The following is a 23,917-nucleotide window of genomic DNA, read 5'->3' as shown; positions in this document are numbered from 1 at the left end:
ATCTGTTCGATCTCTTCGGTGGATTGCTTGAGTGCGCTTGGCCAGGGTCCGCACCTCGTCGGCGACCACGGCAAAACCGCGCCCCTGCTCACCGGCCCGGGCGGCTTCGATGGCGGCGTTGAGAGCCAGCAGGTTGGTCTGTTCGGCGATGCTGCGGATCACTTCCAGCACCGAACCGATCTGTTCGCTGTTGACCGCCAGGGCCTCGACCTCGGTCACCGCCTTGCTGACTTCATCGGCGAGCAGGCTGATGTCCCGGGTGCTGCGTTCGATGATGGTCATGCCTTCTTTGGCCGACTGGTCAGCGCCGCGTGCCGCCTGGGCCGCGTTGGAGGCGCTGTTGGCGACGTCATGGGCGGTGGCGCTCATTTCATTGGAGGCGGTGGCCACCTGGTCGATCTCGCGGAACTGCACCTGCATGCCTTCGCTGGTCTGCCGGGCGATGGCCGAGGACTGGTCGGCGGTGCCCCGGGCATCGGTGATGCTTTGCTTGATCTGGGCAATGGTCGGTTGCAGCTTGTCGAGGAACTGGTTGAAGGCCTGCACCAAGGCCCCCAGCTCATCGCTCTTGTTGTACTGCAGGCGTTGGGTCAGGTCGCCGTCACCACTGGCGATGGCCTTGAGCATCTGCGCCACGCTGTTGATCGGCCGAGTCACCCCGGACGCCGTGAGCCAGATCAACAACAGGCCGACCAGGCCGGCGCCGACGGCCACCAGCAAAGCCTTGAGGGTGCCGCTGGTTTGCTCCCGGTCGAGCAGGGCCTGGAGCTTCACCGAATCGGCCAGCAGCACTTGTTGCGGCAGGTCGATGGCCACGCCCCAAGGATTGGCGTCGGGGATCGGGCTGACCGGGTAGACCGCGCGGATCAGTTCACCCTGCTTGAGGGTTTTCGCCGTCGGGCTGCCGAGGGACTGCAACACCTCTTTGCCTTCGGCGCCCAGGGTTTCGGCAATGCCCTTGCCGACCTGCGCCGTATCGCCACTGTAGGCGGCAAGCACGCCGCTGCCAGAGACGATCAACATCCGCCCGGCGCCGTTGAACAGGCCGCGCTGGGCCTCGCCGGCCGCGGCTTGCAGGGAGTCGAGGGCGATGTCCACGCCGATCACCCCGATGACCTTGCCGTTCGCCAGCAGCGGCAGGGAAATGGTGGTCATCAGCATCAGCTTGCCGCCCACGGTGTCGGCATACGGGTCCAGCAGGCAGGTGCGCTTGCTGTCCCGGGGGCAGGTGTACCAGCTGTTGTAGGGGGTGCCGCTGAGGCTCAGGCTGGTCTTGTTCAGGTCCGCTTCCAGCATCACCGTGTTCAGCCCGGTGCCGCCGGCGCGGCTCCAGTAACTGGCAAAGCGTCCGGCTTCGTTGGCGCCGCGGGTGGCATCCTGGGTGAACTCGCTGTCCTTGCCGTCCAGGGCGTTGGGTTCGTAGGCCAGCCAGATGCCCAGCACCTTGGGGTTGCGTTCGAAGGCGGTCTTCAGGCTCTGGTTGAGTTCTTCACGCAGGGCCGCGGCGTCCAGCCCACGCTGGCCGGCCAGGCGTCGCAGGTCATTGGCCTGGTCGGCCAGGGCGGTGATCACCAGCAGGTTGGCGCCGAAAGTCTTTTGCAGGTTCACCGCCTGTTCGGCAGCCCGGGCCTGCAACAGGTTTTCCACACTGTCGGTGAGCATGCGGCTGCTGGAGGTGCTGATCAGTTGGTTGTTCTGCTGGGTCTGGTAGAGGTTCATGCCGACGATCAGGCCCACCACGCCGAGCAGGCAGAGGCCGGACAACAGAACGATTTTCAGGCGAATGGACAGGGCGTCGAACATAGGGGGCAAACTCGCGAATGGACGGGCAATCGGGGAGCCGGGGGAGGCTCCGGTCGCCAAGTCCATTCAGCGCTATCCCCCGAACATCGGCTTGGCCGGCCGTTGTGTGAGACGCAGCCGACGAGCGGTCATAGGCCGCAACAGGCGGGCCCCGTGTCTAGGCATCACCCGGGGCGAGGGAGGGCAGGCGTTCCGGTCGTGACCAGATCCACAGGTTGCCCAGGGCCATGCCGGCGATGGCCAGGTACATCGTCCAATGGTGGGTGAGCAGGGTCAGCATCAGGCCGGCGCACAGCAGCATGCTCAGGGTGGCACTGACCTTGGCGCGGCGCTGGATGATCCGGCCATTGCGCCAGTTGTTGAGAATCGGGCCGAACAGCCGGTGCTGTTCCAGCCAGGCGCTGAGCCGGGGCGAACTCTTGGTGGCGGCCCAGGCGGCCAGGAGGATGAACTCGGTGGTCGGCAGCCCGGGCACGACGATGGCGACCAGGCCGATGGCCAGGCTGGTGTAGGCCAGCAGGGCGAACAGCAGGCGCGAGAGTCGGGAGCGGGGGAGAGGTGTAGGGGTCATGGCTTCGATGATGAGGTGTCGAGCGGGGAGCGCTCAATCCTGATGACGCGGCGGTCCGATCAGTGGCCCGTGCGGGCAAGCGCGCGACCAGGTGGCCAGCTTGCCCGCGATCGACGGTTTATGCCAGTTCGGCGGTGTCGGCGTAAGCCTGTTCGAGCAACACGGTAAAGCGGTTGAAGGCATCCAGGGCGCCCTGGTCGGCGGCGGCTTCTTCTTCGGCGCTGAAGGTCAGGCCATCGAGTGTCTTGACGAACTGCTTCCAGCCTTCGGCGCGACCGCCGGCCGGTTCGCCCAGGTGCCGGGCCCCGAAGCTGTCACTCAGGCCCAGGCCCACGGCCCGTTTGATCAGGAAGGCGGCGCCGAGCTTGGAGCCTTCGGAGACGAACAGCCAGCCCAGGGCTTCGGCCCGGCTCGGGTTGTGCACTGCGCCGGGTACGGGTGCAGGGACGGCGGTGTCGAGGTCGGCCAGGTCGGCCTTAGCGGCATCGGCCCGGCAGCGAGCGGCCAGGTCCGGCACCAGGGCAATCAATTGGGGGTCGTTGTACAGCCCCACCAATTCCGACTGGAACAGGTATTGGGCGACGACGAAACGGGCGAAGCTGCTGCGCGTCTCGAAGGGCGCGTGGGCCTTGACCAGGGCATCAAGCTTGGCGTGGGGTTCGTGGGTGATCTGGTTCAAGCGCTGAGAGCGCAGGGTGGCACGTTGCGGGGAGTCCTGGGTGGTCATGAACAAGTCCTGGGGAATGAGCGGCACATAAGTGACTAGACGAATAACGGCGCCTGGCACCGTAAAAAACATCCACGGCTCCCGAGGTAGGGAGCCGTGGACGGGAGCGGGGTCAGATATCCCAGATCAGGTTGACCAAGACGTTACGCCCCGGGGCGGTGAGGCGGTCGAGGTTGGCCGGGTTGAGCACGCCGGCCTCGCCGACGCCGTCGTAGCCGCGCACGTCGTCCCAGTTCCAGTACTTCTTGTCGGTCAGGTTGTAGAGGCCGGCGTTGACGGTGACGTCGTCGGTGACCTTGTAGTAGCCGCTCAGGTCGAGGATGCCGAAGCCCGGGGTCTTGAACTGGCTGCTGCTGACCAGACCGTCCGGGGCCTTGAACGAGCTGTCGTCGACCCGGTCCTTGCGCTTGACCAGGGTCCAGCTCAGCAAGGCGCCGTAGGTGTCCTGCTCGTAGCCCAGGCCAAACACGCCCTTGAGCGGGTTGACGCTGTTGAGCGGCTGGCCGCTGTCGTCATTGCGGCCGTAGGCATAGGCCACCGAGCCTTGGGTGTAGAGACCGGGAGTGGCGCCCAGGGCATCCAGGTTGAGGCGGCCTTTGACTTCCGCGCCCTTGATGGTGGCGTGCTTGATGTTCTCTGACTGGAACTTGACCTGGCTGTAGCCGGGGGCGATGGCGTCTTCGTTAATGAAGTCGCGGTACTTGTTGTAGAACACCGCCACATCGAAGTTGCCGTGCTCGAAGTTACCCCGCAGGCCGGTCTCCCAGCTTTTGCTCTTCTCCGGTTTCAGGTCCGGATTGGGCTCTACCGAATACCCCGCACCCGGGTTCTCGAAGCGGCCGTACAAGGCCTTGGCGGTCGGCGTGCGGAAGCCTTCGGCGTACTGGCCGTACCAGGTGTATTGGTCAGTCAGGGCGTAGGTCAGGCCGAACTTGGGCGACAGGCGATGCCAGGTTTTTTCGCTGTCATCGATCTCGGCAGCGGTGCCCCCGGCGGTCCTGATGGTGTTGATGAACTCATCGGTCACGTGGGGTTTGAGCTGGGTGTAGTCGTAGCGCAGGCTGGGCAGGAAGGTCCAGTCGTTCCAGTGGATCTGGTCCTGCACGAACAGCGCGTAGGTGTTGATGGTCGGGTCCGGGAAGTCGCTGGATTTGGCGATGCTGTCCGAGGCTGTGCCGCTGGGCGCGCCGATCGCGGTGCAGGTGCCGGCCACGTTCAGGCAGGTCGCGGTGCCGTAGCGGTAGCCGGTCACTTTCTGTTGCTTGAGGGTGGTGCCGTAGGTCAGCAAGTGGTCGGTGTCGGCGATGGTAAAGGCCTTGTCCAACTGAGCGTCGAAGACCCACTGTTTTTCCTGATAGAGGGTGTCGCGGGTACGGGCCACGCGACGCCCAACCTGGTAGATCTCATCGGCGTGCTGGTCGGTCTTGGCGGTCTGGTAGTTCAGGCTCCACTTGAGCCGGTCCGCCAGCAGGCTGTCCAGGGCAAAGCTGTGTTCCAGGCCGAAGCGCTCGCGGGTGATGGTGTCGTTGGCGGTGCGGGCGCGATACCAGTTGGTGCCCACGCCGTTGAAGAACATGCCGCCGACCACGCTGCGCTGGTTGCTGTCGCGGTCATCCTTGTAGCGCTCGTAGGTCAGGCCCAGGCGCGAGTCGTCGTTATAGTTCCAGCCCAGCTTGGCCAGCACGTTGGTGGTGCGCACGGTTTCCGGGTTGGCTTCGGTGCGGTCCAGGCCGGTGCCGCCGGTGCTGCCGTAGGATTCGGTTTCGCGCCCGTTGCGCTGGCTCAGGTGCAGCAGGCCGTCGAACTGATCTTGGCGCCCGGCAACGGTGGCGGAGGTCAGCCAGCTGTTGTTGGCCGAACTGTAGCCGGTCTTCAGGCGGGCACCGACGTCCTGGCCGGGCTTGATGATGTCGTCCGGGTCGAGGGTGAAGTAGCTCACGGCGCCGCCAATGGCGTTGCTGCCGTAGAGCGCCGAGGCCGGGCCACGGAGGATTTCCACGCGCTTGATGATTTCCGGGTCGACGTAGTTGCGATGGGTCTCGGCGTAGGGGCCGTTGAAGAAGCTGTTGGGCACCTCGACGCCGTCGACCTGAGTGAGGATCCGGTCGCCGTCGATGCCGCGAATGTTGTAGCCGCTGATACCGCCGCCGCGCAGGCCGGCGCCGCCCACCGAAACCCCCGGCTCATAGCGGGTCAGTTCCTTGATGTTGTTGACGTTCTGCCGGTCCAGTTCACGCCGCTCCTGGACGCTGACGGTGCTGGGGACCGTGGTCACGTCCTGCTCCTGGCGGGTGGCGCTGATGGTCATCTGTTGCAGGTTCACCACGTCGGCGGTGCTGCGTTTTTCCAGGACGATGTTGTTGCTGCCCAGCTTGCGGTAGCTCAGGTTGGTGCCGACCAACAGGCGATCCAGGGCTTTCTCCGCGCTCAGCGAACCGCGCACGCCGGGGGAGGTGACGCCTGTGCCCAGTTCGGCCGGCAGGCCCACTTGCCAGCCGGTGACCGCGGTAAAGGCGTTGAGCGCCGAGACCAGTGGCTGCTGTTCAATTGCAAAGCGGTAATCGCCCATGCTGTGCCTGGACGGGGCTGGCGCCTCGGCGGCCAGGACCGGCGCGGCGTGGGCTCCGGCCAGCAGGATGGCGGCGGTCAGCAACGACAGCGTGCTGTGTTGCAGGCGCGAGGCAGGGAAGGTGGATCGGCTGTTGAGGCGAAGGGACATCGATAGCGCTCCGGGTCGCACGAATCTTATAGGTGCAGGCTCGCATTAAAAATGCGAATCAATTGCATTGGCTATAACGAGACGTCTGACCCTCGGCTATCGCGTAAAAATAATTATTCTCAGTTGAGAATCACCAGTGCCGGGTACTCCGAAACCCGTGCCGAGGTGATCTGGGCGAGGGAGCGCACCACGTCCAGGGGCTGGTCGAGGCGGTAGTTGCCGGTGACCGCAACCTGGGCCAGGCGCGGGTTGTTGTTGACGATCCAGCCGGGGTAGTAGCGCTCCAGTTCAGCCAGGACCTGGCTCATCGGGCAGTTCTCGAACACCAGTCGGCCCTGGACCCACGCCAGGTCGGTGTTCTGGTCGAGTTTGGCCGGGCGGTCGAAACCATTGGGGCCGACGCGGATGCTTTCCCCGGCGGACAGACGCACCCGGGCATCGTTATGGGCGGCGCGCAGGTCGACATCGCCACGCTGCACCTGGACCTGGGCCACGCCGTCCAGGTAGCGCACGGCGAAGCTGGTGTCGCGCACGCTGGCCTTGACCGGGCCGGCTTCCAGTTCCAGGGGTTGCTCGCGATCGCCCGGGACCTCGAAAAACGCCTCGCCCTGGTACAGCCGTGCCACCCGTTGGCCTTCGTCGATGTGGCTGGAGAACGCCGAATTGGTGTTGAGCAGCACTTTCGATCCGTCCGCCAGCTGCAGGCGTTGGCGTTCACCGACCTGGGTCAGGTGGTCGGCCTGCAGTCGCAAGGGCAGGTTGCTGAAGCTGAACAGGCCGAGGATCAGCACGGCGGCGGTGGCCAGGGGTTTCCAGTGCGGTCGCAAGCGTGCCAGTGGGCGGGCCCGGCGCCGGGCATTGAGGTTGCCGGCGGCCTGCTGCACCACGGCGCCATTCCAGATCGCCTCGGCCTTGGCAAAGGCCGGAGCGTTGAGCGGCGAGGCGGCCAGCCAGTCCTCGAACTGCCGGGTGTGTTCCGCGCTCGGGTTCTCCAGCTTGATCAGCCAATCCAGCGCCTGATCCATGGCAAGGTTGCTTGATGTGTTCTCGGCCGGGTGGGGCGGCAGAGAGCGGTGAATATCCGTCACGGGTGTTCCTTGGCTGCGTGTGTGCACAGCTGTTTTTTTAGAAGAAAGGCGAAAACCGCTGAAGGGTAGCAAAGGGCTGGCCCTGGCGGGTGATCCCGATGCCGGCCGGCGTAGGGGCTCAGTACTCGTTCAAGCGTTCGGCGACACCCATGCAGATGGCCATGATCAGCTTGAGTTCCTTTTGCACGGTGCTGGGGGACACGCTCAGTTGATCGGCGATCTCCTGGTAGCTCTGGCCGTGCAGGCGGCTGAGGATGAAAATCCGCTGCTGGCGCGTGCTGAGCTGGTTGAGGCTGATGTTCAGGCGCTCGAGCAATTGTTCGGCGTGAGCCGCGTCTTCGGCACTGCTGGTGGGGGCGGCGACGTTTTCCACGACATCCAGCGGCACATCGTCCAGCAGGGTACGGGCCTGAATGCGCCGTGCCCGCAGGTGATCCAGGGCCAGGTTGCGGGCGGTCTGGAAGACGAAGGGTTCCAAATGATCGATCGGGCGCTCGCTCAAGGCCCGGGTCACGCGCAGGTAGGTTTCCTGCAGCAGGTCCTCGGCGGTGCTGTGGTTGTTGACCATCCGCTCCAGGGTGCGCAGCAGGGAGATTCGTTGGGTGAGAAAGACATGATTGAAGCGAGATTGACTCACAGCAGGGCCTGATCCAATTTTTCCAGCAGATGATAATGCTTATCATCTGCGCACTTGGTCAAGCCCGATGTGAATCAGCGCCGGGCGGCGAGGTAGGCCTGGTAGTCGGGAATTCGATGGCTGTGGGCCTGGCTCATCAGCGGGCTGCTGAGCAGGTAGTCGGCGCTGCATTCGTTGCAGGCCACCGGGATATTCCACACCGCCGCGACCCTGAGCAGGGCCTTGATATCCGGGTCGTGGGGCTGGGGCTCGAAGGGGTCCCAGAAGAACACCAGCATGTCGACTTTCTGCTCGGCAATCTGTGCGCCCAACTGTTGGTCACCGCCCAGGGGGCCGCTGATCATGCTCTCCACCGGCAGCCCCAGGCGCGTGCTCAGCAGCAGGCCGGTGGTGCCGGTGGCAACCAGGTCGTGCTCGGCGAGCTGGGCCTTGTGCCGCTCGGCCCAGCCCAGCAGAAATACCTTGCAGTGGTCGTGGGCGACCAAGGCGATGCGCTTGCGCGCCGCCATGGTCTTTTCCGTGAAGCTGATCCCGATCATCGGTTGCTGTTCCACAAGTGGCCCCTTACTCGGCGTTGCACAGCGCCAGGCAGTTATCCAGCATGCGGTTGGAGAAGCCCCACTCGTTGTCGTACCAGGCCAGGACCTTGAGCAGCTTACCGCCGCTGACTTTGGTGTGGTTGGCGTCGAAGATCGACGACAGCGGGTTGTGGTTGAAGTCGCTGGAGACCAGCGGCAGGGTGTTGTAGCCGAGGATCTTCGAGTGCTGGGCCGCGTCCTTGAGCAGGGCGTTGACCTCTTCGGCGGTGGTGTCGCGCTTGAGTTGCACGGTCAGGTCCACCAGGGACACGTTGATCACTGGAACGCGCACGGCCATGCCGGTCAGCTTGCCCGCCAGTTCCGGCAGCACCAGGCCCACGGCTTCAGCGGCGCCGGTCTTGCTCGGGATCATGTTCTGGGTGGCCGAACGCGCGCGGTACGGGTCGGTGTGGTAGACGTCGGTGAGGTTCTGGTCGTTGGTGTAAGCGTGGATGGTGGTCATCAGGCCGCTTTCGATGCCCAGCTCGCGGTGCAGCACCTGGGCCACCGGTGCCAGGCAGTTGGTGGTGCACGAAGCGTTGGAAATAACCTGGTGCGACTGGCGCAGAATGTCGTGGTTGACGCCATAGACCACGGTGGCGTCGGCGCCTTTGGCCGGGGCCGAGATAATCACTTTGCGGGCGCCGGCGGTAATATGCGCGGCGGCTTTGGCACGGTCGGTGAACAGACCGGTGCATTCGAAGACCACGTCAATCTTTTCGGCGGCCCAAGGCAATTCGGCCGGATTGCGAATGGCGCTGACGGCGATGCGGTCGCCGTTGACGGTCAGGCTTTCCTGATCGTGCTGGACGTCGGCATCGAAGGTGCCGTGGACGGTGTCGTATTTGAGCAGGTGGGCATTGATCGAGCTGTCGCCCAGATCGTTGATGGCGACGATCTGCAGGTCCTGGCGATAGCCTTGGGTATAAAGTGCGCGCAGGACGTTACGGCCGATACGGCCAAAACCATTGATTGCGATTCGAAGAGTCATAAACAAACGCCTGTCGTGTTTTGTTGTTGGAATTACAAGATTATTCGCATAAAAATAGAAAACAAGCCTTTTTAGTGGCAATATTTTGTTTTATCTACAACGAGTGACCTGAATCAACTGGTCCAAATGGTCAAGAAAACGGCTGCCATCCCACTGCAGCGGTGTTTTGATCAGCATAGACAAACAGGTCGCCACATCCGTTAGCCTGGAGTTCTACACATGCATCCCCGCGTTCTTGAGGTCACCGAACGGCTTGTCGCCCGTAGTCGCACCACTCGCGAGGCCTACCTCGCCCTGATTCGTGGCGCCGCCAGCGACGGCCCGCAACGGGGCAAGCTGCAGTGTGCGAACTTCGCCCACGGCGTGGCCGGTTGCGGCACTGAAGATAAAAACAGCCTGCGCATGATGAATGCCGCCAACGTGGCAATTGTTTCGTCATATAACGACATGCTCTCGGCGCATCAGCCTTACGAGCATTTTCCGGAACAGATCAAAAAGGCCCTGCGCGAGATCGGCTCCGTCGGCCAGTTCGCCGGTGGCACGCCCGCCATGTGCGACGGCGTGACCCAAGGCGAGGCCGGCATGGAATTGAGCCTGCCGAGCCGTGAAGTGATCGCCCTGTCCACGGCGGTGGCACTGTCCCACAACATGTTCGACGCGGCGCTGATGCTCGGTATCTGCGACAAGATCGTTCCGGGCCTGATGATGGGTGCCCTGCGCTTTGGTCATTTGCCGATGGTCTTTGTGCCGGGTGGGCCGATGGTCTCGGGCATCTCCAACAAGCAGAAAGCCGATGTGCGTCAGCGTTACGCCGAGGGCAAGGCCAGCCGCGAAGAGCTGCTGGAGTCGGAAATGAAGTCCTACCACAGCCCGGGCACCTGCACCTTCTACGGCACCGCCAACACCAACCAGTTGCTGATGGAAGTCATGGGCCTGCACTTGCCGGGCGCCTCGTTCGTCAACCCCAACACGCCGCTGCGTGATGCGCTGACTTACGAAGCCGCGCAGCAGGTCACGCGCCTGACCAAGCAGAGCGGCAACTTCACCCCGATCGGTGAGATCGTCGACGAGCGTTCCCTGGTCAACTCCATCGTGGCCCTGCACGCCACCGGCGGTTCCACCAACCACACCCTGCATATGCCGGCCATCGCCCAGGCGGCGGGTATCCAACTGACTTGGCAGGACATGGCCGACCTTTCCGAGGTGGTGCCGACCCTGTCCCACGTCTATCCGAACGGCAAGGCGGACATCAACCACTTCCAGGCGGCCGGGGGCATGTCGTTCCTGATTCGCGAACTGCTGGAAGCCGGCCTGCTTCACGAAGACGTCAACACCGTGGCCGGTCGCGGCCTGAGCCGTTACACCCAGGAGCCGTTCCTGGAGAACGGCAAGCTGGTGTGGCGCGATGGCCCGATCGAGAGCCTCGACGAAAACATTCTGCGTCCGGTGGCCCGTGCGTTCTCGCCTGAGGGCGGCCTGCGGGTGATGGAAGGCAACCTCGGTCGCGGGGTGATGAAAGTCTCTGCCGTGGCCCCGGAACACCAGATCGTCGAAGCACCGGCGGTGGTGTTCCAGGACCAGCAAGACCTGGCCGATGCGTTCAAGGCCGGCGAGCTGGAAAAGGACTTTGTCGCGGTGATGCGCTTCCAGGGCCCGCGCTCCAATGGCATGCCCGAGTTGCACAAGATGACGCCGTTCCTCGGCGTGCTGCAGGACCGCGGCTTCAAGGTGGCGCTGGTCACCGACGGGCGCATGTCCGGTGCGTCGGGCAAGATCCCGGCGGCCATCCACGTCAGCCCCGAAGCCCAGATGGGCGGTGCGCTGGCCCGGGTGCTGGACGGCGACATCATCCGTGTGGATGGCGTCAAGGGCACCCTGGAGCTTAAGGTGGACGCCGATGAATTTGCGGCCCGCGAGCCGGCCAAGGGCCTCTTGGGCAATAACGTGGGCACCGGCCGCGAACTCTTCGCCTTTATGCGCATGGCCTTCAGCTCGGCGGAGCAGGGCGCCAGCGCCTTTACTTCTGCCCTGGAGACGCTCAAGTGAAACTGGCCCTGGTCGGTGATATCGGAGGAACCAACGCACGGTTTGCGTTGTGGAAAGACCAGCAACTGGATTCGATCCAGGTTCATGCCACGGCGGATTACCCGAACCCCGAAGCGGCGATCATCGCTTACCTCAAGGACCTGGGCCTGGCGCCCGGGGCCATTGGTTCGGTGTGCCTGTCGGTGGCCGGTCCGGTCAGCGGGGATGAGTTTCGCTTCACCAACAACCACTGGCGCCTGAGCCGCAAGGCCTTCTGCGAGACCTTGCAGGTGGAGCGGCTGTTGCTGGTCAACGACTTCTCGGCCATGGCCCTGGGCATGACCCGCTTGCAGCCTGATGAATTCCGCGTGGTCTGCGAAGGCGTTGCTGAACCCTTGCGCCCGGCTGTGGTGATTGGCCCAGGCACCGGGCTGGGGGTCGGCACCTTGCTCGATCTGGGCGAGGGGCGCTGGGCGGCCTTGCCCGGGGAGGGTGGCCACGTCGACCTGCCACTGAGCAGCCCACGGGAAACCCAACTTTGGCAGCACATCCACAGTGAAATCGGCCACGTCAGTGCCGAGACGGCCTTGAGCGGCGGCGGCCTGCCCCGTGTTTATCGGGCGATCTGCGCGGTGGACGGGCATGTGCCGGTGCTGGACACCCCCGAGGCGATCACCGCCGCGGGCCTGGCCGGCGACCCGATTGCCCGGGAAGTGCTGGAGCAGTTCAGTTGCTGGCTGGGGCGTGTGGCCGGCAACAACGTGCTGACCACCGGCGGGCGTGGCGGGGTGTACATCGTCGGAGGGGTGATTCCGCGCTTTGCCGACTTTTTCATCCAGAGCGGCTTTGCCCGGTGCTTTGCCGACAAGGGCTGCATGAGTGATTACTTCAAGGGCATTCCCGTGTGGCTGGTGACTGCGCCGTACTCCGGGCTGACCGGCGCCGGTGTGGCCCTGGAGCAGGCGCAGGGCTGATCCCCTGATCGCTGGCAAGCCAGCTCCTGCGGGAGTTGGCTTGCTGGCGATGCTCCTCCTTGCCAACCACATCAATCCACATTTCCTCGGGCATAATCGCGCTCCATCCATAACAACAAGGACGGCCCACATGAGCTCTGTCAGTAAGTCGATTTTGTTGGTTGACGATGATCAGGAAATTCGCGAGCTGCTGGAGACGTACCTCAGCCGTTGCGGTTTCCAGGTGCGCAGCACGCCCGACGGTGCCGGCTTTCGCCAGGCTCTGAATGAGGCCAGCAGCGACCTGGTGATTCTCGATGTGATGTTGCCCGATGAAGACGGCTTCAGCCTGTGCCGCTGGGTGCGCCAGCACCCGCGCCATAACCAGGTGCCGATTATCATGCTCACCGCCAGCTCCGATGAGGCCGACCGTATCGTCGGCCTGGAGCTGGGGGCCGATGACTACCTGGGCAAGCCCTTCAGCCCCCGGGAGTTGCAGGCGCGGATCAAGGCCTTGTTGCGCCGTGCTCAGTTCGCCCAGGAACGTAGCAGCGGCGAGGTGCTGTGCTTCGACGACTGGCGGCTGGACATGATCAGCCACCGGCTGTTTCACAACGACGGCGAGGAGGTGATTCTCTCCGGTGCCGACTTCGCCCTGCTCAAGCTGTTTCTCGATCATCCCCAGGAAATCCTCGACCGCGACACCATCGGCAACGCGACCCGTGGTCGCGACCTGATGCCCCTGGATCGCATCGTCGACATGGCGGTCAGCCGCCTGCGTCAGCGCCTGCGTGACACCGAAAAACCGCCGCGACTGATTCGCACCGTGCGCGGCAGCGGTTATCAATTGGCAGCCAGTGTGGTTGCCAGCCATGGTCACTGAACACTTCGCTCGTTTGCTACGGCGGGTGCCAGTACCGCGTTCGTTGCTCGGCCGCATGCTCTTGCTGACCCTCCTGGCGGTGCTGTTCGCCCAGGCCTTGTCGAGTGTGATCTGGGTCTCTCAATTGCGCGCCACCCAGCTCGAAGGCCTGGTCACCAGCGCCCGCAGCCTGGCCCATTCGATGACGGCCAGCGTCAGTTACTTGCGTTCCCTGCCTGTGGCCTATCGGCCCCTGGTCCTGGACCAGCTGCGCAGCATGGGCGGCACCCGGTTCGTCGTGACCCTCAACGACAAGCCCCTGGGCATGCAGGTGCTGCCCCCGACGCCGCGCAAGGAAGCGGTGTTGCGAGCGGTGGATCAGGTGCTGCGCCAGTCCCTGGGCAGTGACGCCGACCTCTCGGTGACCTTTGTCAGCCCCGATGACCTGCGCATCTTCAACGGCGGTCTCAAGCTCGATGAGTTGCCGCGTTCCTGGGCTCACTACGCCCTGACCCTGGAACCGGTCAATCCGCCGGTGCTGGTGACCCAGATCCAGATGGCGCCGGGGGAGTGGCTGTACATCGCCTCGCTGTTGCCGGAGCCCTACACCAGCCTTGAAGAGCAAGGCCTGCCGGCGCAGCAGGTGTGGTTCATCCTGCTGACCAGTGCCTTTCTGTTGCTGTTTATCGGCCTATTGGTGCACTGGCAAAGCCGGCCCCTCAAGCGCCTGGCGCGGGCCGCGCGGGACATGTCCCTGGGCGCCGATGTGGAGCCGGTGGCCGAAGGCGGCGGCAGCGAAGTGGTGGAAGTGGGGCGTGCGTTCAACGCCATGCGTGAGCGCATCAGCCGCTACCTGACCGAACGTAGCCAGTTGTTCAGTGCCATCTCCCACGACCTGCGTACCCCCATCACCCGCCTGCGCTTGCGGGTCGAGTTGCTGGAGGACGAACGGCTGCAAACCAAGTTCGTCGCGACCTGGATGAGTTGGAGTTGCTGGTCAAGGGCGCGCTGCAGTGCGTCAAGGACACGGACATCCACGAGAACATCGAATCTGTGGACCTGAACCAGGTGATCGATTGCCTGGTGGAGCCTTACCTGGCCCCCAACGGCAATGGTCGGGTCACTCAGGAAGGCCGGGCGCTGGCCGGTTACCCGGGCAAGCCCCTGGCGCTCAAGCGCTGCATGGGCAACCTGATCGACAACGCCCTGAAGTACGGGCAGAACGCCCACCTGTACATCGAGGACGACGACAACGGTTTTGTCCTGCACGTTGATGATGAAGGCCCCGGCGTGCCGCAACAGCGCCTGGAGCAAGTTTTCGAACCGCACTTCCGCCTGGCGGGCCATCAGCAAGGCTACGGCCTGGGCCTGGGCATCGCCCGCAACATCGCCCACAGCCACGGCGGCGAAGTCAGCCTGCAGAACCTGCGCGAAGGTGGCCTGCGCGTGACCCTGTACCTGCCGCGGACCTTTGATTGATCAGGCTGCATCGGCGCTTGTAGGCGCTGGCTTGCCAGCGATTCGACCGCTAGAACATCATTGCCCTCACGGGCGTTATCGCCGGCAAGCCGGCTCCTACAGGTTTTGTGGGGCATGGCCTTTGTAGGAGCTGGCTTGCCAGCGATTTGGCCTCCAGACCGCCATCGCCCCCACGGGCGTCATCGCCAGCAAGCCGGCTCCTACAGAGGCGGGCAGGGGAATGTCACGGGTTGGTGACATTTCCTGTGTCCTTCGTTACCTGCTGCGGGCGATAGCTTGATTAGACTCAGGCCTTCGATAAAAACAACAACAGGTCACCCATGGACTCTTCCTCCCAGCCGTTCAGCCGTTGGCTGAACGCGCCTGCACACCATTCCTGGCTCGCCGCTGAAGGCTTGCGCCTGCTGGATTTCGCCAAGGCTTCGCGGCTGGCCGAAGGTTTCGGCAATCTGGACGCCCAGGGCCGCTTGCCCGCTGATGCCCGCGCCGAAACCATGAACACCGCGCGCATGACCCACAGCTTTGCCATGGCCCATATCCAGGGGCTGCCGGGCTACGCCGACTTGGTTGACCACGGGATTGCGGCCCTGGCCGGGCCGCTGCGGGACGCTGAACATCGCGGCTGGTTCGCCTGTGCCGGGCACCGTGATGGCAACACCGGCAAGGCCGCCTATCTGCATGCCTTCGTTGCCCTGGCTGCCAGCTCCGCGGTGGTAGCCGGGCGCCCGGGTGCCCAGGCTTTGCTTGAAGAGGCCATGGGGGTCATCGAGGCGCACTTTTGGAGTGAAGAGGAGGGTGCGCTGCGCGAATCCTTCAACCGCGACTGGAGTGAAGAGGAAGCCTATCGTGGCGCCAACAGCAACATGCACGCCACCGAAGCCTTTCTCGCCCTGGCCGATGTCAGCCAGGACCCGCGCTGGCTCAACCGCGCCCTGCGCATCGTCGAACGGGTGATCCACCACCACGCCGCGGCCAACGATTTTATGGTGGTCGAGCATTTCGACCTGGCCTGGCAGCCCCTGCGGGACTACAACCAGGCCTGTCCCGCCGACGGCTTTCGTCCCTTCGGCACCACCCCAGGTCACGGTTTTGAATGGGCCCGCCTGCTCTTGCACCTAGAGGCTGCGCGAGGGCAGGCGGGCATGCTGACCCCGGGCTGGCTGCTGTCCGATGCCCAGCAGTTGTTTGCCAGCAATGTGCGCCACGGCTGGAACGCGGACGGTGCCCCGGGCATCGTCTACACCCTGGACTGGCACAACCGGCCCGTGGTCCGCCAGCGCCTGCACTGGACTCATGCCGAAGCCAGCGCCGCCGCCAGTGCCTTGCTCAAACGCACCGGCGAATCCCAATACGAAACCTGGTACCGGTGCTTCTGGGAGTTTTGCGAGGCCCATTTCATCGACCGGGTCGACGGCAGCTGGCATCACGAACTGGGCCTGGACAATCGCCCCAGCGCCGAGATCTGGGCAGGCAAGCCCGACCTCTATCACGCCTGGCAGGCGGTGCTGATTCCGCGGTTGCCGTTGGCACCGAGCATGGCCTCGGCATTGGCCGAAGGCTCTAACTCGCGGCTTATGTAACCATGTGGTGACATTTGTCCGTCGCTTCGTTACCTGGCGGCTCGACTACCCTGTTTAAACTCCTGTGCAGCGCAAGCACCAGACTTGCATGCATAACAACAAGAAAGGTACTTCAGATGAATGCGATTTCTCGCCTCGCCACTGTCATTTCCCTCGCCTCATTGTTTCCCCTGACTGCGCTTGCCGCCGATTCCAAAGGTTCTGTGGAAGTCGTGCACTGGTGGACGTCGGGTGGCGAAAAAGCAGCGGTCGATGTGCTCAAGGCCCAAGTCGAAAAAGACGGCTTCACCTGGAAGGACGGCGCTGTCGCCGGTGGCGGTGGCTCCACTGCCATGACCGTGCTGAAAAGCCGTGCCGTGGCCGGTAACCCGCCGGGCGTTGCCCAGATCAAAGGCCCGGACATCCAGGAGTGGGGCAGCACTGGCTTGCTCAGCACCGACACCCTGAAAGACGTCGCCAAGTCCGAAAAGTGGGACGAGCTGCTGTCGAAAAAAGTCTCTGACACCGTCAAGTTCGAAGGCGATTACGTGGCCGTGCCGGTGAATATCCACCGGGTCAACTGGCTGTGGATCAACCCGGAAGTGTTCAAGAAAGCCGGGATCGACAAAGCCCCGACCACCCTCGAAGAATTCTATGCTGCCGCTGACAAGCTCAAGGCCGCCGGCTTTATCGCCCTGGCCCACGGCGGCCAGCCATGGCAGGACAGCACCGTGTTCGAAGGTGTGGTGCTCTCGGTCATGGGCGCCGATGGCTACAAGAAGGCCCTGGTCGACCTGGACCAGAAGACCCTGTCCGGCCCGGAGATGACCAAGACTTTCACCGAGCTGAAAAAAATCACCGGCTACATGGACCCCAACCGTGCCGGGCGTGACTGGAACATCGCCGCCGCCGACGTGATCAACGGCAAGGCCGGCATGCAGATGATGGGTGACTGGGCCAAGAGCGAGTGGACCGCGGCGAAGAAAATCGCCGGCAAGGACTACCAATGCGTACCGTTCCCGGGCACCGAAAAAGCCTTCACCTACAACATCGACTCCCTGGCGGTGTTCAAGCTGAAAGCGGATCGCAAAGGCGATATCGCCGCTCAGCAGGACCTGGCCAAAGTGGCGTTGGGCAAGGACTTCCAGAAGGTCTTCAGCATCAACAAGGGTTCGATCCCGTGCGCACCGACATGCTTAACGACATGAGCGGCCTGGGTTTCGATTCCTGCGCGCAAGCGGCAGCCAAGGACTTCCTGGCTGACGAGAAGACCGGCGGCCTGCAACCGAGCATGGCGCACAACATGGCCACTTCCCTGGCTGTGCAGGGCGCGATCTTCGACGTGGTCACCAACTTCATGAACGACAAGGATGCGGACCCGGCCAAGGCCAGTGCGCAGCTGGCATCGGCCGTCAAAGCCGCCCAGTAATCCCCGGCTCGTCCACCTCACCCTCTGTAGGAGCCCGCTTGCGGGCGACGCGGTGTGCCTGACACACCGCAGCGCCTGCCTCGCCGGCAAGCCGGTTCCTACGTTTTAACTGGATTATTGCGATGAGCTCTGTGGCGGTTTTCAGCAAAGCTTCACCGTTCGATGCGCTGCAGCGCTGGCTCCCCAAGTTGGTGCTGGCGCCGAGCATGCTCATCGTGCTGGTGGGTTTCTACGGTTACATCATCTGGACGTTCATTCTGTCCTTTACCAATTCCAGCTTCATGCCGACCTACAAATGGGTTGGCCTGCAGCAATACATGCGCTTGATGGACAACGACCGCTGGTGGGTGGCGAGCAAGAACCTCGCCCTGTTCGGCGGCATGTTCATCGGTATCAGCCTGGTGCTCGGGGTGTTCCTCGCGGTGCTGCTGGACCAGCGCATTCGCAAGGAAGGCTTCATCCGCACCATCTACCTGTACCCGATGGCGCTGTCGATGATCGTCACCGGTACCGCCTGGAAATGGCTGCTCAACCCAGGCCTGGGTCTGGACAAAATGCTGCGTGACTGGGGCTGGGAAGGCTTCCGCCTGGACTGGCTGGTGGATCAGGATCGGGTGGTCTACTGCCTGGTGATCGCCGCGGTGTGGCAGGCCTCGGGGTTTGTCATGGCGATGTTCCTGGCGGGCCTGCGTGGGGTGGATCAATCGATCATCCGCGCTGCCCAGGTCGACGGTGCGAGCCTGCCGACCATCTACCTGAAGATCGTACTGCCGAGCCTGCGCCCGGTGTTTTTCAGTGCGTTCATGATCCTCGCCCACATCGCCATCAAGAGCTTCGACCTGGTGGCCGCGATGACCGCAGGTGGCCCGGGCTACTCCTCCGATCTGCCGGCGATGTTCATGTACTCCTTCACCTTCAGCCGTGGCCAGATGGGCATCGGTTCGGCCAGCGCCATGCTGATGCTGGGCGCCGTGCTGACCATCCTCGTGCCGTACCTGTACTCCGAGCTGCGAGGCAAGCGTCATGACTAACCCGATTGGCAAACCGACCCTCAATTTCAGTCGCATCGCCATCTACGCCACCTTGCTGCTGGCGGCGGCGGTGTACCTGATCCCGCTGGTGGTGATGCTGCTCACCAGCTTCAAGACCCCGGAAGACATCCGCACCGGCAACCTGCTGAGCTGGCCCACCGTGATCGACGGCATCGGCTGGCTCAAGGCCTGGGACACCGTGGGTGGCTACTTCTGGAACTCGGTGAAGATCACCGTGCCGGCGGTGCTGATCTCGACCTTTATCGGCGCGATGAACGGCTACGTGCTGTCGATGTGGCGCTTCCGCGGTTCGCAGTTGTTCTTCGGCCTGCTGCTGTTCGGCTGCTTCCTGCCGTTCCAGACGGTGCTGCTGCCGGCCTCATTCACCCTTGGCAAGTTCGGCCTGGCCAACACCACCACCGGCCTGGTGCTGGTGCACGTGGTCTACGGGCTGGCCTTCACCACGCTGTTTTTCCGCAACTACTACGTGAGCATCCCCGATGCGCTGGTCAAGGCCGCGCGCCTGGACGGTGCCGGGTTCTTCACCATCTTCGGCAAGATCCTGCTGCCGATGTCGGTGCCGATCGTCATGGTGTGCCTGATCTGGCAGTTCACCCAGATCTGGAACGACTTCCTGTTCGGTGTGGTGTTTGCCAGCGGCGACGCGCAACCGATCACCGTGGCCCTGAACAACCTGGTCAACACCAGCACCGGGGCCAAGGAATACAACGTTGATATGGCGGCGGCGATGATCGCCGGGCTGCCGACACTGCTGGTCTACATATTCGCTGGCAAGTATTTCCTGCGTGGGCTGACGTCCGGCGCGGTCAAGGGGTAAAAGATGGCAACTCTCGAATTACGCAACGTCAACAAGACCTACGGCGCTGGTTTGCCGGACACGCTGAAGAACATCGAACTGAAGATCGATGACGGCGAATTCCTGATCCTGGTCGGCCCCTCGGGTTGCGGCAAATCGACCTTGATGAACTGCATCGCCGGCCTTGAGAACATCAGCGGTGGGGCGATCCTGGTGGACGATGCCGACATCAGCGGCATGAGCCCCAAGGACCGTGACATCGCCATGGTGTTCCAGTCCTACGCGCTGTACCCGACCATGAGCGTGCGCGACAACATCGCCTTCGGCCTGAAGATCCGCAAGATGCCTGCCGCCGAGATCGACGAAGAAGTGGCCCGGGTGGCCAAGCTGCTGCAGATCGAACACTTGCTGACGCGCAAGCCCGGCCAGCTTTCCGGCGGCCAGCAACAGCGCGTGGCCATGGGCCGGGCCCTGGCGCGGCGGCCGAAGATCTACCTGTTCGACGAACCACTGTCCAACCTCGATGCCAAGCTGCGGGTCGAGATGCGCACCGAAATGAAGCTGATGCACCAGCGCCTGAAAACCACCACGGTCTACGTCACCCATGACCAGATCGAAGCCATGACCCTGGGGGACAAGGTGGCGGTGATGAAGGACGGGATCATCCAGCAGTTCGGCACGCCCAAGCAGATCTACAACGACCCGGCCAACCTGTTCGTGGCGAGCTTTATCGGTTCGCCGCCGATGAACTTCATCCCGCTGCGCCTGCAGCGCAAGGACGGCCGCCTGCTGGCCTTGCTGGACAGTGGCCAGGCGCGCTGCGAGCTGCCCCTGGGCATGCAGGACGCCGGGCTTGAAGACCGTGAAGTGATCCTCGGCATCCGCCCGGAGCAGATCAGCCTGGCCGGCACTGAAGCCAATGGCCTGCCGACCCTGCGCGCCGAAGTCCAGGTCACCGAGCCCACCGGTCCGGACACCCTGGTGTTCGTCAACCTCAATGGCACCAAGGTCTGCTGCCGCCTGGCGCCGGACGTGGCGCCGCAAGTGGGGGAGAACCTGACCCTGCAATTCGACCCGGCCAAGGTCTTGCTGTTCGACGCCAAGAGTGGCGAGCGCCTGGGGGTTACGGCCGTGCCTGCGGCGCAGGCTGCAACGGGCAACGTGGCGCAATTCAAGGGTCGTTGATGAATCCGTGGCGGGTGGCCTGTCATCCGTCGCAATCGCTGTAAACCGCGTTAGATAAAAACAGTTAATAACAATAAAGACGAGGATGTAGGGATGACAAAGAAACACACCAACACACGCTTGCTCTGCCAGCTGTCAGCGGTAGCCGCACTGGTTCTGTCGGCCAACGCGATGGCGGACGAGGCGTTCAGTGCCGACTCCAAGTGGATGACCGGCGACTGGGGTGGCGAGCGTACCAAGCTGATCGAGCAGGGTATCGACATCAAGGCCGACTACGTCGGTGAGGTGGGGAGCAACCTGCACGGCGGCTACAACAACGACAAGACCGCGCGTTATGCCGACCAGTTTGGCTTGGGCGTGGCGCTGGACCTGCAAAAGCTCTGGGGCTGGGATAACACCCAGGCCAAGATCCAGCTGACCAACCGTAACGGTCAGAACATCTCCAACGACCGCGTCGGCGACCCGCGTGCCGGCACCTTGAGTTCGTCCCAGGAAGTCTACGGCCGTGGCCACATGGTGCGTCTGACCCAACTGTGGGTGCAGCATCAGTTCCTCGACGGCAAGCTGGACGTCAAGGCCGGTTACTTCGGCGAAGGCGAAGACTTCAACACCTTCCCTTGCGAGTTCCAGAACCTGGCCTTCTGCGGTTCCCAGGCGGGTAACTGGGCGACTGGCATCTGGTACAACTGGCCGGTCATGCAGGCGGCGTTGCGCGTGAAGTACAACATCACGCCTGAGCTGTATGCGCAGATCGGTGCGTACAACCAGAACCCGTCGCAACTGGAGCACGGCAACGGTTTCAAACTCAGCGGCAGCGGCACCAAAGGCACCGTGTTGCCGGTTGAATTGGTCTGGTCGCCGAAGCTCAATGGCCTGCCGGGCGAATACCGTGTGGGTTACTACAAGAGCACGGCCGACGCCAATGATGTTCGCGAAGACGTCAACGGCGCTGACGCTGCGACCACCGGTAATGCCTACCGCGTACGCAACAGCAAGAGCGGTTACTGGGGTGTTCTGCAACAGCAACTCACCACCCACAATGGCGACGCTTCCCGTGGTCTGAACATCGCCGCCAACGCGACGTTCCACGACAAGGACACCAACTTCGTCGACAACTATCAGTCGCTGATGTTTGTGTACAAGGGGCCATTCGACGCCCGTCCAAAAGACGACGTCGGCATCGGTTTCTCGCGCATCCATGTCAACGATGACGTGAAGAAAAACACCGAGCTGGCCAACGCCGCTGCAGGTGTGACGGACTACGATGACCTGGCGTTCTCGCCGGTGCGTGACACCGAGTACAACTACGAAATCAACTACGGCTTCCACGTCACCAACTGGCTGACCGTGCGTCCCAACCTGCAATACATCACCCATCCGGGTGGTGTGGACCAAGTCGACAACGCGCTGGTCGCCGGCCTGAAAATTCAGTCGGTGTTCTAACGCGCTTGCGATAAGCTCCCTCTCTATGTGCGCATTTCGCGGACGGCCCAGGCTGTCCGCTTTTTTTTGAGGGCGGCGCCTCCTCGGGTTCATGAGTTCAGGACTGCGGCACATGCACGAGCATCCGCTACAACGCTTTTTCAAATCCTTGCGCGAGCGCCCGGTGTTTGCCTGGGAGCGCTATCAACTGCGCGACGTCCTGGTGATCGACCATCCCCTGTGCCAGGCGGTGTTCAGTCGCCAGGGCGCGCAATTGCTGCATTTCCAGCCGCCGGCCAGAAACCCTGGTTGTGGTGCGCGGCCAAGTGGCCGCAAGTCGGGGCGATCCGTGGCGGGGTGCCGGTGTGCTGGCCCTGGTACGGCCGCCATCCCAGCGAAAATGCCTGGCCGTCCCACGGGTGGGCGCGGCTGATCGACTGGAAGCTTCTGGACAGCAGCAGTGACGACGATGGCGTGCGCCTGCACTGGCAGTTGCAGTTGTGCGACTGGAAGGTCGACTTGCATGCGCACCTGGGTGAAACCATGGATCTGCGCCTGAGCACTGAGCATCAAGACAGCGAACCTTGCCAATTGAGCCAGGCTTTGCACGCTTACTGGCGTATTGGTGATGTTGGTGAGGTAGCGCTGTCTGGGCTCGACGGTGCGCAGGGTTACGACCAGTTGAACCGCCAGGCTTGCCAGCAGAAAGGCGAGTTGCGAGTGGAGGGCGGGTGTCAGCGGGTGTTCCAGCACGAGGGCGAATTGCAGCTCAAGGACAGCGCCTGGCAGCGTGAGCTGCACATCGATACCGGGGAGTGCGGCGACACTGTGGTTTGGCACCCAGGCCATCGGCCGTTGCTGGGGGTGAGCTGGAACGAGGTGTCAGGCTTTGTCTGTGTCGAGGCTGCCAGCGGCGGCACCGACAGCCTGTGCCTGGCGCCCGGGGAGCAGGCGCATTTGAGCCTGCAGGCGCGGGCGGTGGCCTAGGCTCCCTGTGGGAGCCGGCTGGCCGGCGATGGGCTCGACTCAGTTGAACTCGTCGCCCACCGGATAGCGGCTGGCGTTGAGGCTTTCCTTGATCTTGCGCAGGTGCGGCTGGAAGTCCACGCCACGGCGCAGGGTCATGCCGGTGGCCAACACGTCGAGCACGGTGAGCTGGATGATCCGCGACGTCATCGGCATATAGATGTCAGTGTCTTCGGGCAGCGGAATGTTCAAGCTCAGGGTGCTGGCCTTGGCCAGTGGCGAGTTTTCCGCCGTCAGCCCCAGTACCGAAGCACCGTTTTCCCGGGCAATGCGCGCCACTTCCACCAGCTCGCGGGTACGGCCGGTGTAGGAAATGATCACGAACAATTCGCCGGTGTGGGCCACCGAGGCGATCATGCGCTGCATCAGCACGTCGGCATGGGCCGTCACCGCCAGGTTGAAGCGGAAAAACTTGTGCAACGCATCCATCGCCACCGGGGCCGAGGCGCCGAGGCCGAAGAAGTGGATTTGCCGGGCCTGGATCAACAGGTCGACGGCCTTGCTGATCAGGTTCGGGTCCAGGGCCTGGCAGGCGCTGTCGAGGGAGGCGATGGCACTGCCGAAGATTTTTTGTGTGTAGGCTTCGGGGTTGTCGTCGGCCTCTACCGCGCGGCTGACGTACGCGGCGCCGCTGGCCAGGCTCTGGGCCAGCTGCAACTTGAGTTCCGGGTAGCCGCTGACGCCGAACGAGCGGCAGAAGCGGTTCACGGTCGGTTCGCTGACCGAGGCGGCCTGGGCCAGCGCGGCGATGCTGAAACGGGTCGCCTGCTGCGGGTTGAGCAGGATGACCTCGGCGACTTTACGTTCGGCCTTGTTCAAATCTTCAAGGCGACTCTGGATCTGTTCCAGGAGGTTTCGCACGCGGTCCATATATGTTCCTTAGATCGGCTATGCAAATAGGGCCTTTGAAGCGGCCCGTGGCGGTGGCCTATCCTACTGATGGCCTTGACTGACCACCACACGCAATCTGCATTTTGAGAAAATGTTGTGTTTATTACTACATTTTCCCTTGAGT

16 protein-coding genes and 5 pseudogenes are annotated in these 23,917 nt (G+C 63.3%); 11 read left to right on the top strand and 10 right to left on the bottom strand.

All coding sequences use genetic code 11. From position 1 onward, the window contains the following. From M1B34_RS34240 to gap, 9 genes and pseudogenes are all read right to left on the bottom strand, one after another. Positions 1 to 192 (bottom strand): annotated as a pseudogene (locus tag M1B34_RS34240) (methyl-accepting chemotaxis protein); the annotation flags it as partial. A 330-nt stretch (positions 193 to 522) separates the two neighbouring features. After that, positions 523 to 1,662: pseudogene (locus M1B34_RS34235) on the bottom strand (methyl-accepting chemotaxis protein); the annotation flags it as partial. Between the two features lie 298 nt (positions 1,663 to 1,960). Further along, positions 1,961 to 2,374, bottom strand: a complete 414-nt coding sequence (locus M1B34_RS30795; protein WP_268267082.1) for a YbaN family protein — start codon at positions 2,372 to 2,374, stop codon at positions 1,961 to 1,963. 118 nt (positions 2,375 to 2,492) lie between these two features. Next, entirely contained in the window at positions 2,493 to 3,101 is a 609-nt protein-coding gene (locus tag M1B34_RS30790; RefSeq protein WP_123328564.1) for a biliverdin-producing heme oxygenase, read from the bottom strand. A gap of 112 nt (positions 3,102 to 3,213) precedes the next feature. Beyond that, a complete protein-coding gene (locus tag M1B34_RS30785) occupies positions 3,214 to 5,820 on the bottom strand; it encodes a TonB-dependent receptor (RefSeq protein WP_268267081.1) in 2,607 nt (868 codons plus the stop codon). A 119-nt stretch (positions 5,821 to 5,939) separates the two neighbouring features. After that, positions 5,940 to 6,908: a FecR family protein gene (locus M1B34_RS30780; RefSeq protein ID WP_268267080.1), complete on the bottom strand. Its 969-nt coding sequence runs from the start codon at positions 6,906 to 6,908 to the stop codon at positions 5,940 to 5,942. A 118-nt stretch (positions 6,909 to 7,026) separates the two neighbouring features. Continuing rightward, entirely contained in the window at positions 7,027 to 7,545 is a 519-nt protein-coding gene (locus M1B34_RS30775; protein ID WP_123328561.1) for an RNA polymerase sigma factor, read from the bottom strand. A gap of 74 nt (positions 7,546 to 7,619) precedes the next feature. Further along, positions 7,620 to 8,084 carry a methylglyoxal synthase gene (locus M1B34_RS30770; protein ID WP_123328560.1) on the bottom strand — a complete coding sequence of 155 codons (465 nt, stop codon included), beginning with the start codon at positions 8,082 to 8,084 and terminating at the stop codon, positions 7,620 to 7,622. Between the two features lie 25 nt (positions 8,085 to 8,109). After that, positions 8,110 to 9,114, bottom strand: a complete 1,005-nt coding sequence (gap, locus tag M1B34_RS30765) for a type I glyceraldehyde-3-phosphate dehydrogenase (protein WP_123328559.1) — start codon at positions 9,112 to 9,114, stop codon at positions 8,110 to 8,112. Between the two features lie 219 nt (positions 9,115 to 9,333). Here gap and edd point away from each other — a divergent pair, with 219 nt between their 5' ends. The 11 genes and pseudogenes from edd to M1B34_RS30710 all read left to right on the top strand — a co-directional run bounded on the left by edd (position 9,334) and on the right by M1B34_RS30710 (position 22,863). Further along, complete coding sequence (gene edd / locus M1B34_RS30760) at positions 9,334 to 11,160, top strand: phosphogluconate dehydratase (protein WP_268267079.1); 1,827 nt, start codon at positions 9,334 to 9,336, stop codon at positions 11,158 to 11,160. Continuing rightward, the gene (locus M1B34_RS30755; RefSeq protein WP_268267078.1) at positions 11,157 to 12,113 is read left to right on the top strand and encodes a glucokinase; all 957 of its coding nucleotides are present in this window, start codon (positions 11,157 to 11,159) and stop codon (positions 12,111 to 12,113) included. The genes edd and M1B34_RS30755 overlap by 4 nt, the downstream gene beginning before the upstream one ends. Before the next feature lie 130 nt (positions 12,114 to 12,243). After that, positions 12,244 to 12,975 carry a response regulator gene (locus M1B34_RS30750; RefSeq protein WP_123328556.1) on the top strand — a complete coding sequence of 244 codons (732 nt, stop codon included), beginning with the start codon at positions 12,244 to 12,246 and terminating at the stop codon, positions 12,973 to 12,975. Beyond that, positions 12,965 to 14,433, top strand: a pseudogene (locus M1B34_RS30745) (ATP-binding protein). Before M1B34_RS30750 ends, M1B34_RS30745 begins: the two are co-directional and overlap by 11 nt. Positions 14,434 to 14,753: 320 nt before the next feature. After that, positions 14,754 to 16,013, top strand: coding sequence for a D-mannose isomerase (locus M1B34_RS30740; RefSeq protein WP_268267077.1), 1,260 nt, complete (start codon positions 14,754 to 14,756; stop codon positions 16,011 to 16,013). Positions 16,014 to 16,129: 116 nt separating this feature from the next. Next, a pseudogene (locus M1B34_RS30735) lies at positions 16,130 to 17,421 on the top strand (ABC transporter substrate-binding protein). A 122-nt stretch (positions 17,422 to 17,543) separates the two neighbouring features. After that, on the top strand, positions 17,544 to 18,452 hold the full coding sequence (locus tag M1B34_RS30730; protein WP_110748844.1) for a carbohydrate ABC transporter permease: 909 nt from the start codon (positions 17,544 to 17,546) through the stop codon (positions 18,450 to 18,452). After that, the gene (locus tag M1B34_RS30725) at positions 18,445 to 19,290 is read left to right on the top strand and encodes a carbohydrate ABC transporter permease (RefSeq protein ID WP_123328552.1); all 846 of its coding nucleotides are present in this window, start codon (positions 18,445 to 18,447) and stop codon (positions 19,288 to 19,290) included. Before M1B34_RS30730 ends, M1B34_RS30725 begins: the two co-directional genes overlap by 8 nt. 3 nt (positions 19,291 to 19,293) lie before the next feature. Then, positions 19,294 to 20,454: an ABC transporter ATP-binding protein gene (locus M1B34_RS30720; protein ID WP_123328551.1), complete on the top strand. Its 1,161-nt coding sequence runs from the start codon at positions 19,294 to 19,296 to the stop codon at positions 20,452 to 20,454. Positions 20,455 to 20,547: 93 nt separating this feature from the next. Next, a complete protein-coding gene (locus tag M1B34_RS30715; RefSeq protein WP_123328550.1) occupies positions 20,548 to 21,897 on the top strand; it encodes a carbohydrate porin in 1,350 nt (449 codons plus the stop codon). A gap of 112 nt (positions 21,898 to 22,009) precedes the next feature. After that, positions 22,010 to 22,863, top strand: a pseudogene (locus M1B34_RS30710) (D-hexose-6-phosphate mutarotase). A 39-nt stretch (positions 22,864 to 22,902) separates the two neighbouring features. On the opposite strand, the gene M1B34_RS30705 reads toward M1B34_RS30710, so the two are convergent. Next, entirely contained in the window at positions 22,903 to 23,763 is an 861-nt protein-coding gene (locus tag M1B34_RS30705; protein ID WP_185039093.1) for a transcriptional regulator HexR, read from the bottom strand. Positions 23,764 to 23,917: the final 154 nt, after the last annotated feature.

Source organism: Pseudomonas morbosilactucae, from assembly GCF_023241715.1.
In the GTDB taxonomy this organism is placed as follows: Bacteria; Pseudomonadota; Gammaproteobacteria; order Pseudomonadales; family Pseudomonadaceae; genus Aquipseudomonas; species Aquipseudomonas morbosilactucae.
The sequence above is the reverse complement of the archived record's forward strand: the minus strand, read 5'-3'. Positions and strand labels throughout refer to the sequence as shown.